Consider the following 19,797-nt stretch of genomic DNA (forward strand, 5'->3'; position numbering starts at 1 on the left):
CCAGTTACAGGATTAATCAATGGCAGAGGAAACTTTCTCCTTAAATTGTTTCCATCTGAACCTAAGTGAATCTTCATTATTTTTGATTCGTTGCTTTTTTCGATCAATTCGGCGAAAGGCATGAGTCGATGTCCACATGATTAACCATCCTATAACACTGATAAGATAAAATGGAATTAAACCCGGAATAAGTGAGAAAAGTTGGAAGGCAAGCCCTAAGGCGATAATAAGTGTGATCAATGCTAGTGGACTAGCCATTGAAAACATAATCGTTATTTTAAAATATTGTAATAATGGTAATTTGTAATGAACATAAACAGGGAATAGAAATAAGATAAGCAGGATAAACAAGAACATTGTCATATACCAGAAAACTGCAATTATCGTGTGCTCAAAGCCAGTCACAGTTCCTAAATATTGATAATTAAACCAGATAACAAAGCCAACCCCTACTAAGATAAATCCTAAAATATTTGCCCGTAAAAAATCCTTTTTAAATGTTAACCAAAATAATTTTATAATCGAAATATCTGAATCATTGATCAACCAGTTTCGTAACACTGTATATAACGCCACAGTCGCTGGGAATACCCCTAAAAGTCCTAAACCAAGTAATGAAAAACCAAGCCACAATAAATTCAAATAGGCAAATCGCCAAATCCATTCCGTTATACGATAAAAACGTGTTGATAAAAATCCATAATTGTTATCCATTTAGCTCACATCCCTATATCCATTCTTCGATTAATTTCTTTGCTACTGTGTGATGAGGGCTTGTTGCTACAACAGTTGTAACCAATCCTCCTTCAACGGCTATCCCCGTATATTGATGAAAAGCACTGTCCTCAAGCAGTGGAATGGCATAAAGGTGCTCGGCAGTTTCGTTAATATCCTCCATCACGTAAGGATCAACTACTCGTTCCTCAAGTTGATCATAGAACTCATCCAACGGCTCTAATCCATATGGATCTAATAACGCCTGATCTAACCAGCGATCAACAATAAACATATCCACTTCTTTATCCAAAATCTCGATAGTCAATCGATCAAAATTAGCCATTGTCAAGACAACTTCTATATTCAAGCCGGCTTCCATTTCAGGACTTAAAGTATCCTCAATATAATCTTTCATTGCCTCTTGATAGTCTTCAGGGATACTAGAAATAAACATCACTCGAAAAGTATCAGGATCATGATTACCACCTTCATCCCCACTACATCCAACCAGAGCAAAACTAACCCATAACAAAATGATACATTTTCTCAATCCAATCACTCCCAGCTTCAAAACGTTTCACGCTAAGACATCCAGCTTACTAACAAAGGTTGAATGTACCAGATCACAATCGTGAAGATAACAAAGTAAGCGACAATCAATGGGAATTGTGCTTTTCTAGATTGTTGATTTGCTTTTAGTTTTCGATATGTTGATAGCGTCATGACCGTTATTGCGACACCTAGTAAAAAATGCAACCAGTGACGTTCTGCAGTAAAAAAGTAAAATCTAAGCACGAATAAATATAACATCAGCATAATGAACATCATTATTCTCTTCTGATTCATAATGAGAACTCCTATCCCAGCTATTATAGCTATAATATAACACGTTATGAAACGCTTACAATAATAAAAACTAAAGAACTTTCTTTGAAAAATAAACTCTTTTTAAAAGCTATCTTTAGCACAACCAGAAACCTTCCATTAATCTATAAATCTATACTTTTTGCACTAAATCCTAAAGATCGTCCCCTGTCATTTAAACGCTTTCTTATGTATGATATTAGATGATAGAATACTTGTATTCAGTTACATAGTGGAATAAGGAGGGCGTTAGATGAGAGAAGGAGCTTACTATACTAATCAATATCGCAATCTTTTTACTGAACTAGGTATTGAAGCCAAAGATGTTGAAGCAAAGGTACAAGATACATGGGATCGTTTATTTAGCAGTCAATATCCAGAAACACAAATTTATTTTGAGACAGATGATCAAATGGGGTACATGGTTGACACAGGCAATCATGATGTTCGAACAGAAGGTCAATCCTATGGCATGATGATGGCTGTTCAAATGAATCGTCAAGATATCTTTGACCGAATTTGGAAATGGTCAAAAACTTATATGTATATGGAAGAGGGTCTGCATAAGGGCTATTTTGCTTGGTCTTGTCAACTCGATGGGACAAAAAATGCATATGGTCCTGCACCTGATGGCGAGGAATATTTTGCAATGGCTTTGTACTTCGCTTCGAACCGTTGGGGTAATCGAGAAACACCATTTAATTATTCCGAACAGGCAACTACTTTGTTAAAAGATTGTTTGCATAAAGGGGAAAGTGATGATGGTTATCCAATGTGGGAGCCAAATAATAAACTGATTAAGTTTGTTCCGGAAGTTGATTTTAGTGATCCATCTTATCATTTACCACACTTTTATCAACTTTTTGCTGAGGTGGCAGCTGAACAGGATCGATCCTTCTGGCAGGAAGCTGCTGAAGCTAGCCGTGCCTATATTCGTTTAGCTGCAGATAACAAAACTGGACTCTCACCAGAGTATGCATTTTATGACGGAACACCCAACCATACCCGCGGATTTGGCCACTTTTTCAGTGATTCATACCGTGTTGTTTGTAATGTCGGTTTAGATTATGAGTGGTTTGGTAAATCTGAAACACCCATAGAAGTTAATGAAAAAGTACAACAATTTTTTAAGGGGATCCCTGTTGATGACTATCGTCGTTACAAAATTGATGGTCAGCCTTTTGAAGAAAAGGCATTACACCCAATTGGATTACTTGCTTCACTCGCAATGGCCTCACTAGCAACCGAAGGGGAACTAAGCGAACATTATGTCAAGACATTCTGGCAAACACCTCTTCGTACCGGTGATCGCAGATACTATGATAACTGTTTATATTTCTTTAGTTTATTATCCTTAGCAGGGAAATTTAGAATTTGGAAATAATGGAGGTTTATAATGAAAATTCAAAATCCTATTTTAACAGGCTTTAATCCCGATCCGAGTATTTGTCGTGCAGGTGAAGATTATTATATCGCGACATCTACCTTTGATTGGTTTCCAGGGGTTAGTATTCATCATTCAAAAGACTTAAAAAACTGGCAGCTTGTTTCACGTCCTTTGAACCGCGTGTCTCTACTAGATATGAAAGGTAACCCCAATTCTGGTGGTGTATGGGCACCCCAGTTATCTTACCATGACGGTAAATTCTGGTTGATTTACTCTGATATTAAAGTCACTGATGGAAGATGGAAAGATGCACACAACTATTTAACAACTTGTGACACAATTGATGGCGAATGGTCTGAACCGGTCTATATGAATAGCTCTGGATTTGATCCATCACTATTTCACGACCCAAACAATGGCAAAAAGTACTTTCTTAATATGTTTTGGGATCATCGTCAAGGGCACCACAATTTCTATGGTATTGTTTTACAGGAATATGATCAAACCTTAGAAAAATTAGTTGGTGAGAAAAAGATCATTTTTAAAGGAACAGATGTAAAATTAGTTGAAGCGCCACACCTTTATTATATCAATGGGTATTATTATTTATTAACGGCAGAAGGCGGAACGAGGTTTGATCACCAAGCAACGATTGCACGGTCAAAAAATATCGATGGGCCTTATGAAGTTCATCCAGAAAACCCTTTAATTTCTTCATGGGCACACCCAAGAATTACTTTACAAAAAGCTGGGCATGGATCGATCGTTCACACCCATACAGATGAATGGTTCTTTGTTCATTTAACAGGGCGTGTACTGCCAAAAACCACAGATCCATTACTTGATCCACGCGGTTACTGCCCACTTGGACGTGAAACAGCGATTCAACGGTTGGAATGGAAAAATGGCTGGCCATCCATTGTTGAGGGCAATTATCCAAAAGATGAAATTGAAGGCCCAAATATCGAAGAACAACCCTTTGAGCCTGCTGCTATAAAAGAAGATTTTGATGGGGATGCGCTGCCACTTGACTTCCAAACATTGCGGATTCCGTTGGGCGAAGATATTGTATCATTGAAGAAACGACCTGGTCATTTACGCATGGCTGGACGTGAATCCCTAACATCCCATTTTACTCAAGCATTGGTTGCTCGACGTTGGCAAAATTTCCAATTCACTGCTGACACAAAGGTTGAATTCAACCCAGAAAGCTTCCAACAAGCAGCTGGAATGGTCAACTACTATAACACAGAAAACTGGACTTATCTCAATGTAACCTACCACGAAGAAAAAGGGCGAATCTTAGATATCATGACGATGGATAATACAGACTTTGCTCAACCGCTTCAAGGTGCAGAAGTTGTTCTTCCACAAGGTGATAGCCCAGTCTATCTACGTGTTGAAGTTGATTATAACGATTATCAGTATTCATATAGTCTTGATGGTGAGAAATGGGAAGCCATTGGACCTGTCTTCTCTTCTTATAAACTATCAGATGACTACATCCGAGGAGGCGGCTTCTTTACCGGAGCATTCGTTGGCATGGCCGTTCAAGATACATCAGGTGAAAATCTACATGCTGACTTTGATTACTTTATTTATGATCCGAAGTAATTGACATAAAAAAGAATGTAGCGTAGCTTATACAACCAAAACTTTGACATTGTGTCATAACGCTTGGGACTATGATTACTCGCCTAACTGGAAGTGTTTGTATTATAATCTCCTATGCGGCACAGCAATGTCAGAACTGTATCCATGTATCAAAAATAATCCACCTTTGAGTTCAAACACTCGGTGGATTATTTTTTGTCAAATCAGTCTTGCTAATCGACTATCTAACATTTATCTTACCAGTTAAGAGTTATAATTGATCAAAGTTTTTTAAATATTGTATATTGGCAATGATCATATTCGCTTTCCACCAATTTTGGCTAATTGCCCATTGCTCAGGATAACTCCCCCAATGCCACGGGATCGTCCAAGACCCATCTTCTTGCTGTTCTTTTTTAATAAAATGACATTCATATTCAGCAATTTCTCGGTTATCATCATAAAATGGGCTCTCTCGCCTGTTAAAGAATTGTGACGGCTTACAAATATAAGTGGTTTCCCATTCCACTTTATTTTGAGTAATTGTTTGCTTTACTGACAACCTCAGCTTATCTTGCAGCCATACCATGTCAACAAGATCTGCCTCTGCTGACTCGATATACTGAAATAGCCGAATATAACAGGCGATTAAATGCATCTCATTCAATGAATCATTTTCAAGCAAGAACGTGACAGCTTCTTTGGTAAGCCTACAGCCTAATTGATATAAGTCGCTATCCTTGTCCGCAAATCGAACAATAAACCCAGCTAAACAAGCAGTCGGATTATAATTTACTGTGTTAGTACAATCTGGATCATATTGCCACCATGGTGCATGCGGATAATCATTGTTACTTTTTATCGTATTGTACCAACACTGACCATCAAAATCCTTTCCGCTAGCAAGATAGTTAAGTATCCCTTTAATGATCGGATGATCAGCCTCGATAAAGTTAATTTCTCGTAAAATCTCTGTTGCTGCCCAAGTTTGAATAGGTGATGAATGTGGATTCCAGCAATCTGCTCCTAAGGCATGTCCAAATCCTCCATCCGCATTTTGATATTCAAGCAGACAAGTAATCACATCCTGCTTATTGCCATTTTCAAAATGGTACTGCCATCTGGCCAAATCAAGTGGTCGAGCATGGCGATAGATAAATGTTCGTGCTTTTTTTAATCGTGTCATTTTCTCCTCACTTTCTGAATGATGGCGATCATCATTCTGCAAATAGTTAAAAGATCTATCTTGCTATAACTTTACTAAATCATTTAAGAAATGTATTGGAAAAAAGCGACCTAACCCTAATATATTAAAAAAACTAAAGCCCTTACTACCTAGCCGAGTAAGATGGGCATTACGAGCAATTCCTCTCCACAGAAATAGAGGTCTACAGGGCGTAGTCTTTTAGATGAGGCGAGTAATCGCAAATGGTACTCTAAGATTCAAATAATAAAGAACCGTGATTCCCACTGCAGGTGGATGTTTTCCGCCGGCACGGTCTCAACTAACTTGAGTAGCAAAAGTCAGTGATTTCTTATTCTGAGTTCCAAACCTTTTCGAAGGAATCTTCAACAACGTCCTCATATCCAGCAGAAAAATCGAAGCTAGCCTATCCACGTGTGACTAAAGTGAGTTCTTTTCAATGATGTGCAAGTTTTTTGCTTGAAAAGGAGTCATCTTATGATATTTCTTAAAATCATTAAGCAAATGAGCTTGATCATAAAAGCCATATTCCACCACAGCTTCAGCAATATCAATGCTGTCTTTTTTGATTATATCTTGCCAAAGATATTGATATCTTATTAATGTAGCAAGCTTTTTGGGTGAAATACCAATATTTTTCTTAAAAAGGCGTTCTAACTGCCTTTTGGATACGCCAGTATATTGCACAAGATCGCCTAACTGAATATTCCCCTTGGCCCCAAGCATTTTATAGACAGCATTCATAATGTGAGAGTTTTCCGAATGCCTTCTTAATCTACTAACTAAATAATGCTCAGCAAGCTCAATTCTTTGTCCAATCGTCTGACTGTTTATCAGTTGATCCTCTAATTCTTGCTTGAATGTATGGAAATATTCCTCTGTATCTGTGAGGATATTTAAACTATTCGTCATGTTTTCATCAGCAAAAAGTAACACTGCCCAAGCATAAAAACGAATCGCAAAGGTGAAAGTATCAGTCATTGTCTTTGCAGGGGTCGCTTGGAAACTCGTATCTTGGATGCCACAAAACAAATGACTAATTTTGTGATTCGTGAAATCAACCTCTACAATAATATCCACGCACGTATCAGGAATAACAAGGGTTTGTTGGGGCTTGTCTCTCGGTTCCTGCATACTATTTTGCTTTGTTCCCCAAAAACAGCGGACATATGGCGCTAGGGTCTTTGAAGGGGGAATTTCAACATAATCATCATTGGCTGAGAAAGGGTTTGCGGTTATTGGTCGATACATACGAAATAAATCATTTACCATGAAAATCCCTCCATATAACAGAGTTACAAAGCAAGCCATGTTCTATCCAAATAATTAGTCAAACTGGTTGGATAATTGTACTTGAAAATTGAAGAGATAAAATATCAGAATAAGTTAGGATAATATCATCATTATACCAAACAAATGGATGAAGATTTATCGCCTTGCTTAATATAAAACGAAACTTCAATCAGTGGGAGTTAGGTCTACAGAATGTAGGTCATGCTAGTCTTTTCGATGGGGTGAGTAACCGCAATTCTAGATGTTGTCACAAATGTTTTCGGTGGGACGAGTAACCGCAAATCACTTCGGTGGGGCGAGTAACCGCAGTCCCAGTCCCAGGATAGGGTGTTTTAGCCTGCATTCCCTTTACTTCTACTAATTGGGACTCAGAATAAGTAAGGCACTTATTCTTGCATGATCAAAGAGATAAAAGATTTTATTGGTGATGGTATAAGTCAAACGATGGCATTTGCCAGAAAGACTTGACGATAATCCAAGTTTTTCTAACCTAGTAAATCCTTCGTATCTTGCTTTAGTGCGGCTACTCGTCCCACCGAAGATCACTGTTGCCCAGAATTTTATGAATGGTTATCTGTGATAAAAATAAAGAGCCTTCAACACTTTTACCATCCTACAGTCTAAGTGTCATAGCTCTTTTTGAGGAGAGTTATTAATCAGTCATGGGAGGTTAATCACGTTTATTCTTAATCAGATAGTTACTTTCATATTCTTTCAATTAATAATCCGCTGGCGGTATTTAGATGGTGTGCTTCCTTCCATCTTTTCAAATTGGGTGACAAAATAATCCGGACTGCCAAAGCCTACTTCTTCAGCCACTTCATAAATGCGTAAGTCAGTTTGGCGTAATATTTGCTTTGCTTTCTCAATCCGAATTTCTAATAAGTAATCTTTGAAATAAATTCCATATGTTTTTTTGAATAGTTGTCCTAAATAAACCGGATTCATATAAAATTGGCCGGCAATCTTTTTTAATGTTAAATGTTCATGATAGTGTTTAGCAATGTATCGTTTGACTTTATAAATATCGCCGTGGTATTTTTCTTTGCTTAATTTACTCAGTCGTTCGCCTGCCTCTATAGCGTAAGTTTCTAGAACTTGCTTTAGTTCTGCTAAGGTTTTTTTCTGATTAAATAGATCAACAAGGGAGATTAATTTATTTGTCTGATCAGTATGACCAGCTAAATGGCGGATGGTTGCTTCTAATTTCTTTTCAAGTTGGAATAAAAACATTTTGATTGAATCAGTAGATGTCCCAATTGTTAATACTTCTTCCATCCATTGATCAATTTGTTTTCTTATTTCGTTAGGTTTATTCTCTTCAATCTTCTCTAAAAGTTTGGTGATGAATTGATAATCCAAAGGTTTGTTTTCTAAATGACATTTAGCAATCTTTTCATCATACATAAGTGGATGGTCTTGCATCTGGATGTAACGCCGCTCGCTTGCAGTAAGAGCTGTTTGGTACGATCTGATTAGACCGTCTAAACCAAGCTTTACTTCACCGGCAAAAAGGAAGATTTTTTTACTTATCTCTTGTTCTAAAAATGATTTAAAACGGGATAAAAACCATGAAACTTCATTGATATGTTGAGGTAAATGTTTTTCTTGGAGAATAACACCGAATGCTTCGTGCTCAAATGGATGAATAAAGACTGATGGATCACCAATAAATTCAGCAACCGCACGATTTATTTGTTCATCTATTTTATCACTAGTTGGATGCTCTCTAATATCAATCACTAAATAACAGTTCTTCTTATTAACATCTTTAGTTAAAATCGCTAATTCTTGTTGTGTTGGAACATCTTTCTCAACAATAAGACGTTGGTAAAGACTAAAATTAATAAAACGTTGATTCGCTCGCTCTTCTAAAAGTTCCCTCTCAATAACTGGAGTCAATGTTAAAAAGGTCTTTTCGAGTTCCTCTTTATCAATCGGCTTTAAAATAAAATCAGTTACACCTAATCGTACCGCACGTTGAGCATATTCAAAATCATTGTATCCACTTACGATAATAAATTTCGGTATCTTGGTTGCTAATTCTTTTACTTGTTGAATTAATTTAAGGCCATCAAAAACAGGCATGCGAACATCAGTTAAAACAACGTCAGGCTTTTCTTCTAAGATTACAGCTAGAGCATCTTCACCATTGCTTGCTTCTCCAACAACTTGGTAATCGATCTTTTCCCAATCAACTAAAGCAATGATTCCTTTTCTGACAAACTGTTCATCATCAACTAAGATAACCCGATTCATAATTAAACCTCCCTTTTCGTGTAAGCGTTAACAAAATGATACACAAAAATAAGTGCTACCATAATATTATCTCACTTTAATTTTACTTATGGCTACACTTAATTTAACCATTAAACAAAGGTCTTGTCAAGAGTTTTAATAAGTTTGAATAATTTACCATGATTAAAATGGTGCATTTCTCACTTTACGATAAGACCTAACAAACTTGAGAGGTGTTGGGCTTGAATTTGATTAACAATACACCCTTTGAGATCTTCCATCCCAACAGTTAAATGGTCAAAAGTCGAGGTGCTTAAATCAATTCCCTTTAGAGCCGTATTGGAGAGATTAACACCTGATAACTCACAATTATTGAAGTATACTTTATTCCATTTATTATGATAAAAGTCAGCTTGTCTTAATAAACATTCATGATATTGAACGAGCTTTTGCGTACAGTAACCCATTCCAGCTAACTGAAGATTGCAATGGTTAAAAGAAACATTTTGGAAACGCCCATCAGCCATCATCACACCTGTCAGTTGACAATGTGAAAATTCAACGCGTTGCATTGTTATCTCATCAAGCTGTGTGTTAGACAAGTCACATTTTTCGAACTGAACATCTCGTAAATACATTTTTTCGAAAACAACATTCTCAAAAGTAACATTTCGAAAAATAACATTAATAAATTCAATACCCTCGATATCTTGGTTTGAAATCACGCAATTTTCGATGATAACTTCTTCTATGTAAGGATCACTTTGCTCAAGAGGAGTATTAAAATCAGTAATGACTCTTTCTGTTGTAATGTTTGGTTTGCTTACTTTTGTCATGGTACAGCTCCTTTTTGCTAATCATTTAAATTACATTATAACTTACTTCACCCAACTGATAAAACATAAAAGAGCTGTTGCAAAATAAAAAATAAATAGTGCAACAGCTCTTTTTATCAAGCTATATGTTTTTTACAGATTTGAAACTATCCTTCATTTCAAGTGAAACCTCAAGAATAGGGTGTCTCTATCCTTCATTTCAAATGAAACCTCAAGCTTAAATGTCGAATAGAACGTCTCTATCCATCAGTTCAAATAAAACCTCTAGTCAAAATGTCGAATAGAACCCTTCTATCCATCAGTTCAAATAAAACCTCAAGCCAAAATGTCGAATAGAACGTCTCTATCCTTCATTTCAGAAGAAACCTCAAGTCAAAATGTCGAATAGAGCACCTTTATCCCTCATTTCAAATGAAACCTCAAGTCAAAATGCCGAATAGAACCCTTCTATCCATCAATTCAAATAAAACCTCAAGCCTAAATGTCGAATAGAACCCTTCTATCCATCAGTTCAAATAAAACCTCAAATCAAAATGTCGAATAGAGCACCTTTATCCTTCAGTTCAATTGAAATCTCAAGTCAAAATGTCGAATAGAACATCTCTATCCGGTATTTTATTCCTATTTCTAATACTCACAAAAAGAGCTGTTGCATAATTAGCTAGCTAATTATGCAACAACCCCTTTGTGTTTTATGCTATTAATAATCAGTATTTGCTTGTTCACCTTTAACAATGGCAATTCCGGCACTTGCGCCAATACGTGTAGCACCTGCTTCAACAACTGCTTCCGCCGTGGACTGATCACGAACACCACCTGATGCTTTCACACCGATATCTGGTCCAACTGTTTTTCTCATTAAAGCGATATCTGCCACAGTTGCTCCACCTGTCGAGAAACCCGTTGATGTCTTTACAAAATCTGTTCCAGCTAAAACCGCTAACTGACAGGCTTTAATCTTTTCTTCATCGGTCAGTAAGCTGGTTTCAATAATGACTTTGACAAGCGCCTGACCTTTTGCTGCCTCAACAACAGCTTTAATATCTGCTTCAACAAGTTGATAATCTTGGTCTTTCAGCGCGCCAATGTTAATCACCATATCAACTTCTGTCGCACCCTTCTTAATTGCATCTTCTGTTTCAAAAGCTTTCGTCTCAGGCGTTGATGCTCCTAATGGAAAACCAATCACTGTACAAACAGCCACATCAGTATCCGCTAGTTCCTTACTTGCCAACTTCACCCAAGTTGGGTTGACGCAAACAGAGAAAAAGTTGTATTCACTTGCTTCTTGACATAACTTAATAATTTGCTCTTTTGTCGTATCTGCTTTTAGTGCTGTATGGTCGATCATTTGTGCTAATGCTTGATTCATTTTCACATCTCTCCCTATTAGAGGATGTTCGAAAAGTAATACATCGAAAACAGAAAACTTCGATTAACTATCGATGTGACCTTCTTCATCCTCCTTGTTAAACACTCACTATTTTCTTTCTAGATCTTTTGCTAAAAAGGCACCTGGAAGTAGATCTTTAACTGTCGTCTCAAAAATGTCGCCCTTCAAATTTGTTAAGATCACGGGCATCTCCTGTGGACATAATTCACTAATGACTTGTCGGCAAGCACCACATGGAGAGGTGGGACGATCTGTGTCAGCGATAACCGTTAATGATTTGAAATCATGAACTCCATCCGCATAAGCGCTAAATAAAGCTGTCCGTTCTGCACAATTACAGACTGAATACGCTGCATTTTCAATATTACAGCCATGGTATACCTTTCCTTCTTCTGTAAGTAATGCTGCACCTACTTTGAAATTTGAATATGGTGTATAAGCCTTTTCTCTTGCCTGTTTTGCTTCATCGATAAGCTGGTCAACCATAATAATGAGAGCCTCCTTTAAAATAGATCATTATTAATATAATATCATTTAAGCTAAGCTTGTTAGGATCGCCTTAACTAAGGTTAAAAAAGATTCCCTTACTTTTTCAGTTGTTTCAATAACTTCTTCATGATTTAATGGCTGATCCAAAATGCCTGCAGCCATATTTGAAATACAGGAAATCCCCAGAACATCAAGACCGATATGGCGAGCAACAATAACTTCAGGTACCGTTGACATTCCAACAGCATCGCCGCCAACGGCTTGAAGCATTTTGATTTCAGCAGGTGTTTCGTAAGTTGGTCCAGTATTCCAAACATAGACACCTTCTTTAAGCTTGATATCAAGTTCATCAGCCACTTCTCGTGCCAATACTTGTAGTGAGCGGTCATAGGCTGTTGACATATCAGGAAAACGAACACCCTGTGTATCATCATTTGGACCAATTAAAGGGTTTTGACCTGTATTATTGATATGATCAGTAATTAGCATTAAATCTCCTGGTGTAAAATCTTTATTGACTCCACCAGCTGCATTAGTAACCATTAAAGTTTCAATTCCTAATGCTTTCATAACACGAACAGGGAAAGTAACTGCATCTAATCCATAACCTTCATAGTAATGAAAGCGACCTTGCATCGCTACAACAGGCACACCTTTTAGGGTCCCACTGACAAGCTGTCCCGCATGTCCTTCCACAGTTGATACAGGAAAGCCGGGTATATCTGTATACTTAATCCGAACGGACTCTGCAATCTGATCAGCAAGCATACCCAAACCGGAACCTAAAATCAAGCCTACTTTTGGTTTCATTTTTAGCTTAGCAGCAATAAAGGACTTTGCTTCCTCAAGTTTCTCTAATCCCATTGTTTCTCCCTCCTATTTTTTTATATTTGTTAAAAAACTCTCTCCATATTTCGGCATCTTTACATTGAAGTTATCTGCGATAGTTGCACCAATATCGGCAAAAGTTTTTCGAAGCGATAATTCTGTGCCCTTCTCAATCCCTTTATGGTGAACAAGAAGTGGAACATACTCACGTGTATGATCTGTTCCATGGTGGATTGGGTCATTTCCATGATCCGCTGTAATGATAAGCAAGTCATCTTCTCGTAACTTTTCTAACACTTCTGGCAAGCGTTGATCAAAGGTTTCTAACGCTTTTCCATAACCGGCAGGGTCGCGGCGGTGTCCGTATTTCGCATCAAAATCAACCAGGTTTAAGAAATTTAAGCCATGAAAATCTTGATCAATGGATTGAATAAACTTCTCCATGCCATCATCATTATCTGCTGTCCGAATCGATTCTGTCACACCTTCACCATCATAAATATCAGCGATTTTCCCTAAAGCCAGTACATCAAGGTCAGCATCTTTCAATTCATTCATCACTGTACGACCAAAAGGCTTCAAAGCATAGTCATGGCGATTAGCTGTTCGTTCAAATGCACCAGGCTCCCCAATAAATGGACGGGCAATCACACGTCCAACCATATATTTCTCATTCATGGTTAATTGGCGGGCAATCTCACAAATGTTATACAACTCATCAATTGGAACAATCTCCTCATGAGCAGCAATTTGTAGAACAGAATCTGCTGAAGTATAAACAATTAAATCTCCTGTTCGCATATGTTCTTCGCCAAGTTCAACTAAAATTTCCGTGCCTGAAGCTGGTTTATTACCGATAATTCCACGACCTGTTCGTTTCTTTAATTCATCAAGCAGGTCATCTGGGAAACCTGTCGGGAACACTTGGAAAGGTTGGTCAATATAAAGACCCATAATCTCCCAATGACCGGTCATCGTATCTTTCCCAACAGAGGCTTCTTCCATTTTTGTATAATGAGCCAATGGTTGATCTGCCTTCTCAACCCCCTGTATTTGGCGAATATTACTCAATCCTAATTGTCCCATGGTTGGCATGTTTAAGCCACCGATATGTTCAGCAATATGTCCTAATGTATCTGCACCAGCATCACCAAAATCAGCTGCATCCGGCGCCTCACCAATTCCAACCGAATCTAATACGATTAGAAAAACACGTTTAAACTGTTCGTTCATTATACTTCCTCCTTATTAATTAACCGAAAAACACTTTCAAATAGTCTACAATCACACCACCAAAGTAAATACCAAACACACCCATAATTGCTGATAAAACAGGTGGTGCGGGTAAAGGCAGCTTTAAAAATCTAAACAAAATTCCAACTAAAACACCTGTAAATAACGCTAACAATATTTCTTTCATTTGTTCTCCCCTGTTTCTTAACCTGTAGTATTACCTTCTACATTCTGATTTACTTATAAACTAAAGCACAGTTATAACTTTTATTCCGTAATGACGTCATGTATTAATGGATCTGGGGTTACTTCTTCTTTTTGAATTTGATAAGACATTTGTGTTTTTTCTATAACTGCCTTGATTTCCGTTTGATTACTATGAGCGATAGCAATCGTATCCCCAGCTTCAACATAATCACCAACTTTTTTCTTTAAAACGATTCCCACAGCAAGATCAATTTCTGAATCCTTCGTCATTCTTCCCGCACCTAACATACTAGCTGCTACCCCAATTTCATCTGCAACGATTTCAGAAATATAACCTGTTTCTTTTGCTTTCACATCGATCTGATAACTTGCTGTTGGGAGATTTGCTGGTTGATCAACAATTGAAGCATCGCCGCCTTGTGCGGCGATAAAGGTTTTAAACTTCTCAATCGCTTGACCATTTTCAATGACTTCAACCAATTTTTCACGTGCTTGTTCAATAGTATCTGCTTTTTTTGCTAAATAAACCATTTGACTTCCTAGTGCTAAACATAACTCGGTTAAGTCACTAGGCCCTTCTCCTTTTAACGTAGCAATCGCTTCTTTAACTTCTAATGCATTCCCGACAGCATAACCCAGTGGTTGGCTCATATCTGAAATAACAGCCATCGTCCTTCTTCCAGCACCATTTCCAATCCCAACCATTGCTTCAGCTAACTTTCTTGCACCGGTCAAATCCTTCATAAAAGCACCTGAACCTGTTTTCACATCTAAAACAATCGCGTCTGCACCTGAGGCAATTTTTTTGCTCATAATTGAACTTGCGATTAAAGGAATCGAGTTCACTGTCCCAGTAACATCACGAAGAGCGTATAGCTTTTTGTCAGCCGGAGCAAGATTACCACTTTGCCCGATCACCGCAATTTTATTTTTATTAACGAGTTCATTGAAGACTTTCCCGTCTATTTCCACTTGAAAACCATCGATCGATTCAAGTTTGTCAATTGTTCCTCCCGTGTGCCCTAAGCCCCGACCAGACATTTTGGCCACTGGAACATCAACAGCAGCAACTAACGGTGCCAGAATTAATGTCGTCGTGTCACCAACCCCACCCGTACTGTGTTTATCTACTTTAATGCCATCAATTTCAGAAAGATCAATTTCATCACCCGAAGCAACCATTGCCTGTGTGAGATGAATTCGCTCATCAGTCGTCATATCTTGAAAATACAAAGCCATAGCCATTGCTGACATTTGATAATCTGGAATTAGATCGTTGGTATATTGGTCGATCATATACTCAATCTCTTCTTTTGATAAAGCAAATCCATCACGTTTCTTTGCAATAAGATCTACCATCCTCATCTGACTTCCATCCTTTCATCAAAAAATAAAACTTCCCTTTGAAATCCGTTACATAATTTTGTCGAAATATGCCGATTAAATGATCATGCTTTTTCGTTAGTATGAACGATTTTTATTGAAAAATAATACTGATCTATTCAATAGCAATTAAGCATGTAATCCTTATCATTTTCATTATATAAGTTAGACGTCCAACAAGTCAACTGATGAAATGGTTTCTTTTAACTAATTCATTAAAAAATGCGTTTTCTTAACACATTAAAACTCACTTGATCTGATCGAAAATAGTTTAATGAATATAATACCGGCATGTCATTGAGATCAAAGTGTATTTGTTTTAGAATTAGTAATGGTGTATTATGATCACATTTTAAAATCGTTGATATTTCCTTATGATAGCTAATGGTTTTTATATCTGCTTCAGCATAACTAATCGTAATTCCAGCATCCTTTTGTAATGAGTTTAACATCGACTCATCATTTAGTTTGTAATCTTTTCCGACTACTTTTTTCGGAAGCTTATCTATGCAATAAACGAGGGGCTCTCCATCAGCTTTCCTCAAGCGTTTCACTAGAAATAGCTGTTCATTGTTGTCAATTTTTAATTCTGAAACATCATCTCTATGTGGCTCGGTAAACCCGGCATGGAGTAATTCTGTTTCAGGCGTCTTTCCTTCCCGCTTAATCATATCAGTAATACTGAATAATTCTTCTAATCCTCTAGAAAAAACAGGCTTCTTATTAACAAAAGTACCAATACCATGCCGTCTAATAATGATATTTTCTTCTTCAAGGATTCGTAAAGCCTCTCTCAATGTATTACGAGAAACATGTAACTGTTTGGCAAAATCCATCTCCGAAGGCAAACGTTGTCCCGGCTCAAGTTCACCTTTATTAATCTTCTCTCTAATCTGTTCAATTACAAATAAGTACCGAGGCGTTTGGTAATTATAATCCATTGCAATGTCTCCTCCATATTATGTTAAATATTACCTTTAAATTTTTCATCGATTAAGGACGCCTATTGCTCTATCATTATCATACCATATTATAATGTGATTGAAAGCGTTAAAATTCATCCGATTGTGTCAAGTATTTGTGGGAGTTTTTTTATGTCCCTTATTTTATATTGTTTTTAGCCTATGATTTGGCAGCGTTGTCACTCCTGTATTCCTTTAAAAGAAAAGCTATTTTAACTTTTTAAAATCCTCTTAAACCTTTCAGAGCTTCTGTAATAGGAGCCCCCATTGCTTGTTTCAAATAACCTAAATTCTGACGAGTGGCTTCTGTCGCACTGTTTTTCAGCTTCTCAACGAAGTGTTTAGGTGGCTTTTCAGCTTTGGGCTCTTCAGTGAATGCCTGCGTTTGCTCAAGGATTCCATGTAACGTTTTAATCTCTAAATTGTCTTTTAGAGCCACCATGACATCGACGAATTTATCAAGCCCTCGATCACTCCAGCTACGACCGTGGTTGAGTCTTCTCGCAAACACACTCATGGTTCCTTCTGCACTACCCATTGGGCGAAAACCGGTTATATCTATCCCTTTTCTCTCTAATTTTTTACGGTAATCTCCGAGTGCCTTCGGATACTTTGAGAGCTGAGCGATTAAGGCTTCCAACTCTTCTTCCTTCTTTTCATTTTCCAGTGTCCCCACTGCACTATTTAATTCCACCATAAACCCTTCCCAATCATAAACAGCTAGCTTCTTTTGGATCGAACGGGATCTTGGATGCCCTCGAAAGATCAGGCGGACATCACGAGCGACATGAAAACGATCAATGACAAAAGTAGCGTTCTTCTGGAAATAGTCTCGACAAGACGTGATCCAATTCGCTCCATCTCCATTGATGACGAGATGGTGTCGCGTTGGGTCATATTCATAAGTGGTCATCAGATAGGTCTCAAACGCTTCCCAAAATGGACCGTTGCCTTCATGAATAAAATGACGTTTCTCGATGAGTTTCGCTCGCTTGCCATTCATCTCCCATCCTTGATGGGTACTTGCTATTTTAAGTTCTCTTCCTTTTTTCCCTTTCTCTTGGCTCTTTGTATTTAAGCCATCCACTTCAACGAATAAAACATCTTGTTCAAGGGGGACAGACTCTTCTGGAACCACTTCCGTATGCAAAAGCTGTTGACGGATCCCTTCATGACTGATGACAGGATACCCTAAGAACCTTTCGAGTACCTTTCCAGCTTGTCGATAGGAAGCACCTGTGACAGCTAGTTCAATCGCCAAATCTTGCACGACTGGACTCATTCCTTTTGTTCCATCAAAGGCTAAATATTGATCTAATAAGTACACATATTTCCCTGTTACTTTATCTTGGTAATAATTTCTCTTCAGCTCGACTTGTCCAAAAACAGATTCAAACGATAACGTACGTTTATCTTTTAAGTAAAATCTTTGTTTGTCTCTTCCTAAAGCAATCGCCTGATCAAACTCCTGAAGGATTTTTGACATCATCTGTGAAAAACTTTCTTGTAAGGTACGGTATATTATTTCTTCTAACTCTTTCATTGTCAGCTGAGATATGATATCTTTCATATGAGGACCTCTTTCTATAGTTTTTGTTTGTCGTAAACTTAACTATATAAAATAAGGTCCTCTTTTTCATCTCAAACGACTTATCTACTACCGCGCTTTCGCTTGGTGCCCCTGTCATGGGTGTTAAAGTCTAACGACTTTAACACCCATGACAGGGAAAATTTACTCCCACAAACATTTTACTCTAACATTCATCCTGTATTGTCGCCAATAGATTGGTCTTTTTATAAGTGAACCGCTTCTAACTGATAATAGCAGCAGAAAACTTGCATCCCATCTTGGGTTAGGTCATACAGACAATCATTGATCAAAAAGCAGGATTATAGTTCATTGAACCTAAGGAAGATATAACATTGCTTATTTGAACAAAAGAATTTAAAATAAGAAGGACAAGTAATCCAAAAGAGATTTTTTTGAAAAGGTGGGACAAAGGTGAAAAAACTACTATTCGTAATAGCATGTCTTTTTCTAATCGGCTGTCAGGCAAATGGTACCCCCGTGGAAAATGAGGATATAAATGAAGCTGAGGAACAAGATGAAAGTAGCGGAGAAGACAGTCCTTCTGATGAAGATACTGAAGAGATTGTGGACGATTCTAACAATGACGATGCAGCAGAAGATGAGCAACAAACACCTTCTGAAGGAGAGCACAATAGTTCAGAGCAAATTGGCAATGAGGATGGAAGCTATAGCTCCGACGATGCTATTATCCTCGTTAAAGAATTTATCCAAGGGACTGGATTAGATACAGAGCTCAACTACTCATTTGACGGCGAGGATGATCAAGGAAATTATCGTATCCAAGTGTTTGAGGTCGTTGATCATGGTGAGGGGACGTCACACACAGCCACATATGGCTGGTATCTTGTCAATCCTGAAACTGGCGAAGTAACAGACATGATGACTCAATAGTTACCATTCATAGTTTAGAATGAGGCTGGGACAGAACCCAGCCTCTAGCTATTTAGACTATATCAACATATTTCTTTATAATAGTAGACGGATCAACTGCATATTTCAGGTGATAGTCACCTACTGAAAAATATAACGTTTCATTTGATTGGACAGTAAATACTTCTCCATCCACATGTCCAAAGAGCGGCTTTTCTGCATAGGCTTGGCAGATTTGACCTTGAAACTGTTCTACGTACTGCTTATAGCCTAAATGATTCCCCCTAAATACTTTCAAGAAAATCATGATAAAACGCCATTTACTCAAGTGGTGGATAACCGTATACTCCAACTTACCATCCTCGGCATTTGAATGTGGAGAAATCTTCATCCCACCTCCAAAATAGGGTTGATTACTCGCAGCTATAAACCAAACATTCTCAAATGTTTTTATGCCATTCTCTGTTTCAACTTTCAATTGAAAAGGTTTAAAACGAATTAATTCTAGCAAAACATAATAAACATAGACTAATTTCCCCAAATTAAATCGATTTAACATCCGTTTAAACTTGGAATGGTTGACGCGTTCGCAAATAAGTGCATCAAAACCAAGTCCGCTATTATTAATAAAACGTATAAGGAATCGTCAAACGAGTTTGATATTGATGAAAAACCTTTAAACCTTCGCCTGACTTCGGATTAACAATAA

General features: G+C 37.6%; 19 protein-coding genes. 3 read left to right on the plus strand and 16 right to left on the minus strand.

Annotation, left to right across the window (positions count from 1 at the left end):
• Nucleotides 1–12: 12 nt before the first annotated feature.
• Genes ACS127_RS02725 through ACS127_RS02735 form a run of 3 tightly spaced genes read right to left on the minus strand, consistent with a single transcriptional unit; the run spans nucleotide 13 to nucleotide 1,563 of the window.
• Nucleotides 13–714, minus strand: coding sequence for a YesL family protein (locus ACS127_RS02725; protein WP_440896940.1), 702 nt, complete (start codon nucleotides 712–714; stop codon nucleotides 13–15).
• Between the two features lie 13 nt (nucleotides 715–727).
• Nucleotides 728–1,267 carry a hypothetical protein gene (locus ACS127_RS02730; RefSeq protein ID WP_440896941.1) on the minus strand — a complete coding sequence of 180 codons (540 nt, stop codon included), beginning with the start codon at nucleotides 1,265–1,267 and terminating at the stop codon, nucleotides 728–730.
• Between the two features lie 32 nt (nucleotides 1,268–1,299).
• Entirely contained in the window at nucleotides 1,300–1,563 is a 264-nt protein-coding gene (locus ACS127_RS02735; protein WP_440896942.1) for a hypothetical protein, read from the minus strand.
• Between the two features lie 271 nt (nucleotides 1,564–1,834).
• Between ACS127_RS02735 and ACS127_RS02740 the strand changes: the two genes are divergently transcribed.
• A complete protein-coding gene (locus tag ACS127_RS02740; RefSeq protein ID WP_440896943.1) occupies nucleotides 1,835–2,965 on the plus strand; it encodes a glycosyl hydrolase family 8 in 1,131 nt (376 codons plus the stop codon).
• Between the two features lie 12 nt (nucleotides 2,966–2,977).
• Nucleotides 2,978–4,582, plus strand: a complete 1,605-nt coding sequence (locus ACS127_RS02745) for a glycoside hydrolase family 43 protein (protein ID WP_440896944.1) — start codon at nucleotides 2,978–2,980, stop codon at nucleotides 4,580–4,582.
• Nucleotides 4,583–4,832: 250 nt separating this feature from the next.
• Here the strand turns inward: ACS127_RS02745 and ACS127_RS02750 are convergent, their stop codons facing one another.
• The 12 genes from ACS127_RS02750 to ACS127_RS02805 form a co-directional block, all read right to left on the minus strand.
• Nucleotides 4,833–5,747 carry a hypothetical protein gene (locus tag ACS127_RS02750; protein ID WP_440896945.1) on the minus strand — a complete coding sequence of 305 codons (915 nt, stop codon included), beginning with the start codon at nucleotides 5,745–5,747 and terminating at the stop codon, nucleotides 4,833–4,835.
• Between the two features lie 438 nt (nucleotides 5,748–6,185).
• On the minus strand, nucleotides 6,186–7,037 hold the full coding sequence (locus ACS127_RS02755) for a helix-turn-helix domain-containing protein (protein WP_440896946.1): 852 nt from the start codon (nucleotides 7,035–7,037) through the stop codon (nucleotides 6,186–6,188).
• Nucleotides 7,038–7,772: 735 nt separating this feature from the next.
• On the minus strand, nucleotides 7,773–9,317 hold the full coding sequence (locus ACS127_RS02760; protein WP_440896947.1) for a response regulator transcription factor: 1,545 nt from the start codon (nucleotides 9,315–9,317) through the stop codon (nucleotides 7,773–7,775).
• A gap of 179 nt (nucleotides 9,318–9,496) precedes the next feature.
• Nucleotides 9,497–10,132: a pentapeptide repeat-containing protein gene (locus ACS127_RS02765; protein ID WP_440896948.1), complete on the minus strand. Its 636-nt coding sequence runs from the start codon at nucleotides 10,130–10,132 to the stop codon at nucleotides 9,497–9,499.
• 700 nt (nucleotides 10,133–10,832) lie between these two features.
• Nucleotides 10,833–11,504 (minus strand): deoxyribose-phosphate aldolase, encoded by a 672-nt coding sequence (deoC, locus tag ACS127_RS02770; protein WP_440896949.1) that lies wholly within the window; start codon nucleotides 11,502–11,504, stop codon nucleotides 10,833–10,835.
• Between the two features lie 108 nt (nucleotides 11,505–11,612).
• Nucleotides 11,613–12,011 (minus strand): cytidine deaminase, encoded by a 399-nt coding sequence (cdd, locus tag ACS127_RS02775; RefSeq protein ID WP_440896950.1) that lies wholly within the window; start codon nucleotides 12,009–12,011, stop codon nucleotides 11,613–11,615.
• 48 nt (nucleotides 12,012–12,059) lie between these two features.
• Complete coding sequence (locus ACS127_RS02780) at nucleotides 12,060–12,878, minus strand: purine-nucleoside phosphorylase (protein WP_440896951.1); 819 nt, start codon at nucleotides 12,876–12,878, stop codon at nucleotides 12,060–12,062.
• A gap of 12 nt (nucleotides 12,879–12,890) precedes the next feature.
• Entirely contained in the window at nucleotides 12,891–14,075 is a 1,185-nt protein-coding gene (gene deoB, locus ACS127_RS02785) for a phosphopentomutase (protein WP_440896952.1), read from the minus strand.
• A 19-nt stretch (nucleotides 14,076–14,094) separates the two neighbouring features.
• Nucleotides 14,095–14,262, minus strand: a complete 168-nt coding sequence (locus ACS127_RS02790; RefSeq protein WP_440896953.1) for a XapX domain-containing protein — start codon at nucleotides 14,260–14,262, stop codon at nucleotides 14,095–14,097.
• 80 nt (nucleotides 14,263–14,342) lie between these two features.
• Nucleotides 14,343–15,647 carry a pyrimidine-nucleoside phosphorylase gene (locus ACS127_RS02795; RefSeq protein ID WP_440896954.1) on the minus strand — a complete coding sequence of 435 codons (1,305 nt, stop codon included), beginning with the start codon at nucleotides 15,645–15,647 and terminating at the stop codon, nucleotides 14,343–14,345.
• Nucleotides 15,648–15,880: 233 nt separating this feature from the next.
• Nucleotides 15,881–16,606: a GntR family transcriptional regulator gene (locus ACS127_RS02800; protein ID WP_440896955.1), complete on the minus strand. Its 726-nt coding sequence runs from the start codon at nucleotides 16,604–16,606 to the stop codon at nucleotides 15,881–15,883.
• A gap of 241 nt (nucleotides 16,607–16,847) precedes the next feature.
• Nucleotides 16,848–18,197 carry an ISLre2 family transposase gene (locus ACS127_RS02805; protein ID WP_440895073.1) on the minus strand — a complete coding sequence of 450 codons (1,350 nt, stop codon included), beginning with the start codon at nucleotides 18,195–18,197 and terminating at the stop codon, nucleotides 16,848–16,850.
• A 432-nt stretch (nucleotides 18,198–18,629) separates the two neighbouring features.
• Here ACS127_RS02805 and ACS127_RS02810 point away from each other — a divergent pair, with 432 nt between their 5' ends.
• Nucleotides 18,630–19,109, plus strand: coding sequence for a hypothetical protein (locus tag ACS127_RS02810; RefSeq protein WP_440896956.1), 480 nt, complete (start codon nucleotides 18,630–18,632; stop codon nucleotides 19,107–19,109).
• 52 nt (nucleotides 19,110–19,161) lie between these two features.
• Here ACS127_RS02810 and ACS127_RS02815 read toward each other — a convergent pair whose 3' ends face one another.
• Nucleotides 19,162–19,725 carry a diacylglycerol/lipid kinase family protein gene (locus ACS127_RS02815; RefSeq protein WP_440898062.1) on the minus strand — a complete coding sequence of 188 codons (564 nt, stop codon included), beginning with the start codon at nucleotides 19,723–19,725 and terminating at the stop codon, nucleotides 19,162–19,164.
• Nucleotides 19,726–19,797: the final 72 nt, after the last annotated feature.

The organism is Amphibacillus sp. Q70 (genome assembly GCF_052055485.1).
In the GTDB taxonomy this organism is placed as follows: Bacteria; Bacillota; Bacilli; order Bacillales; family Amphibacillaceae; genus Amphibacillus.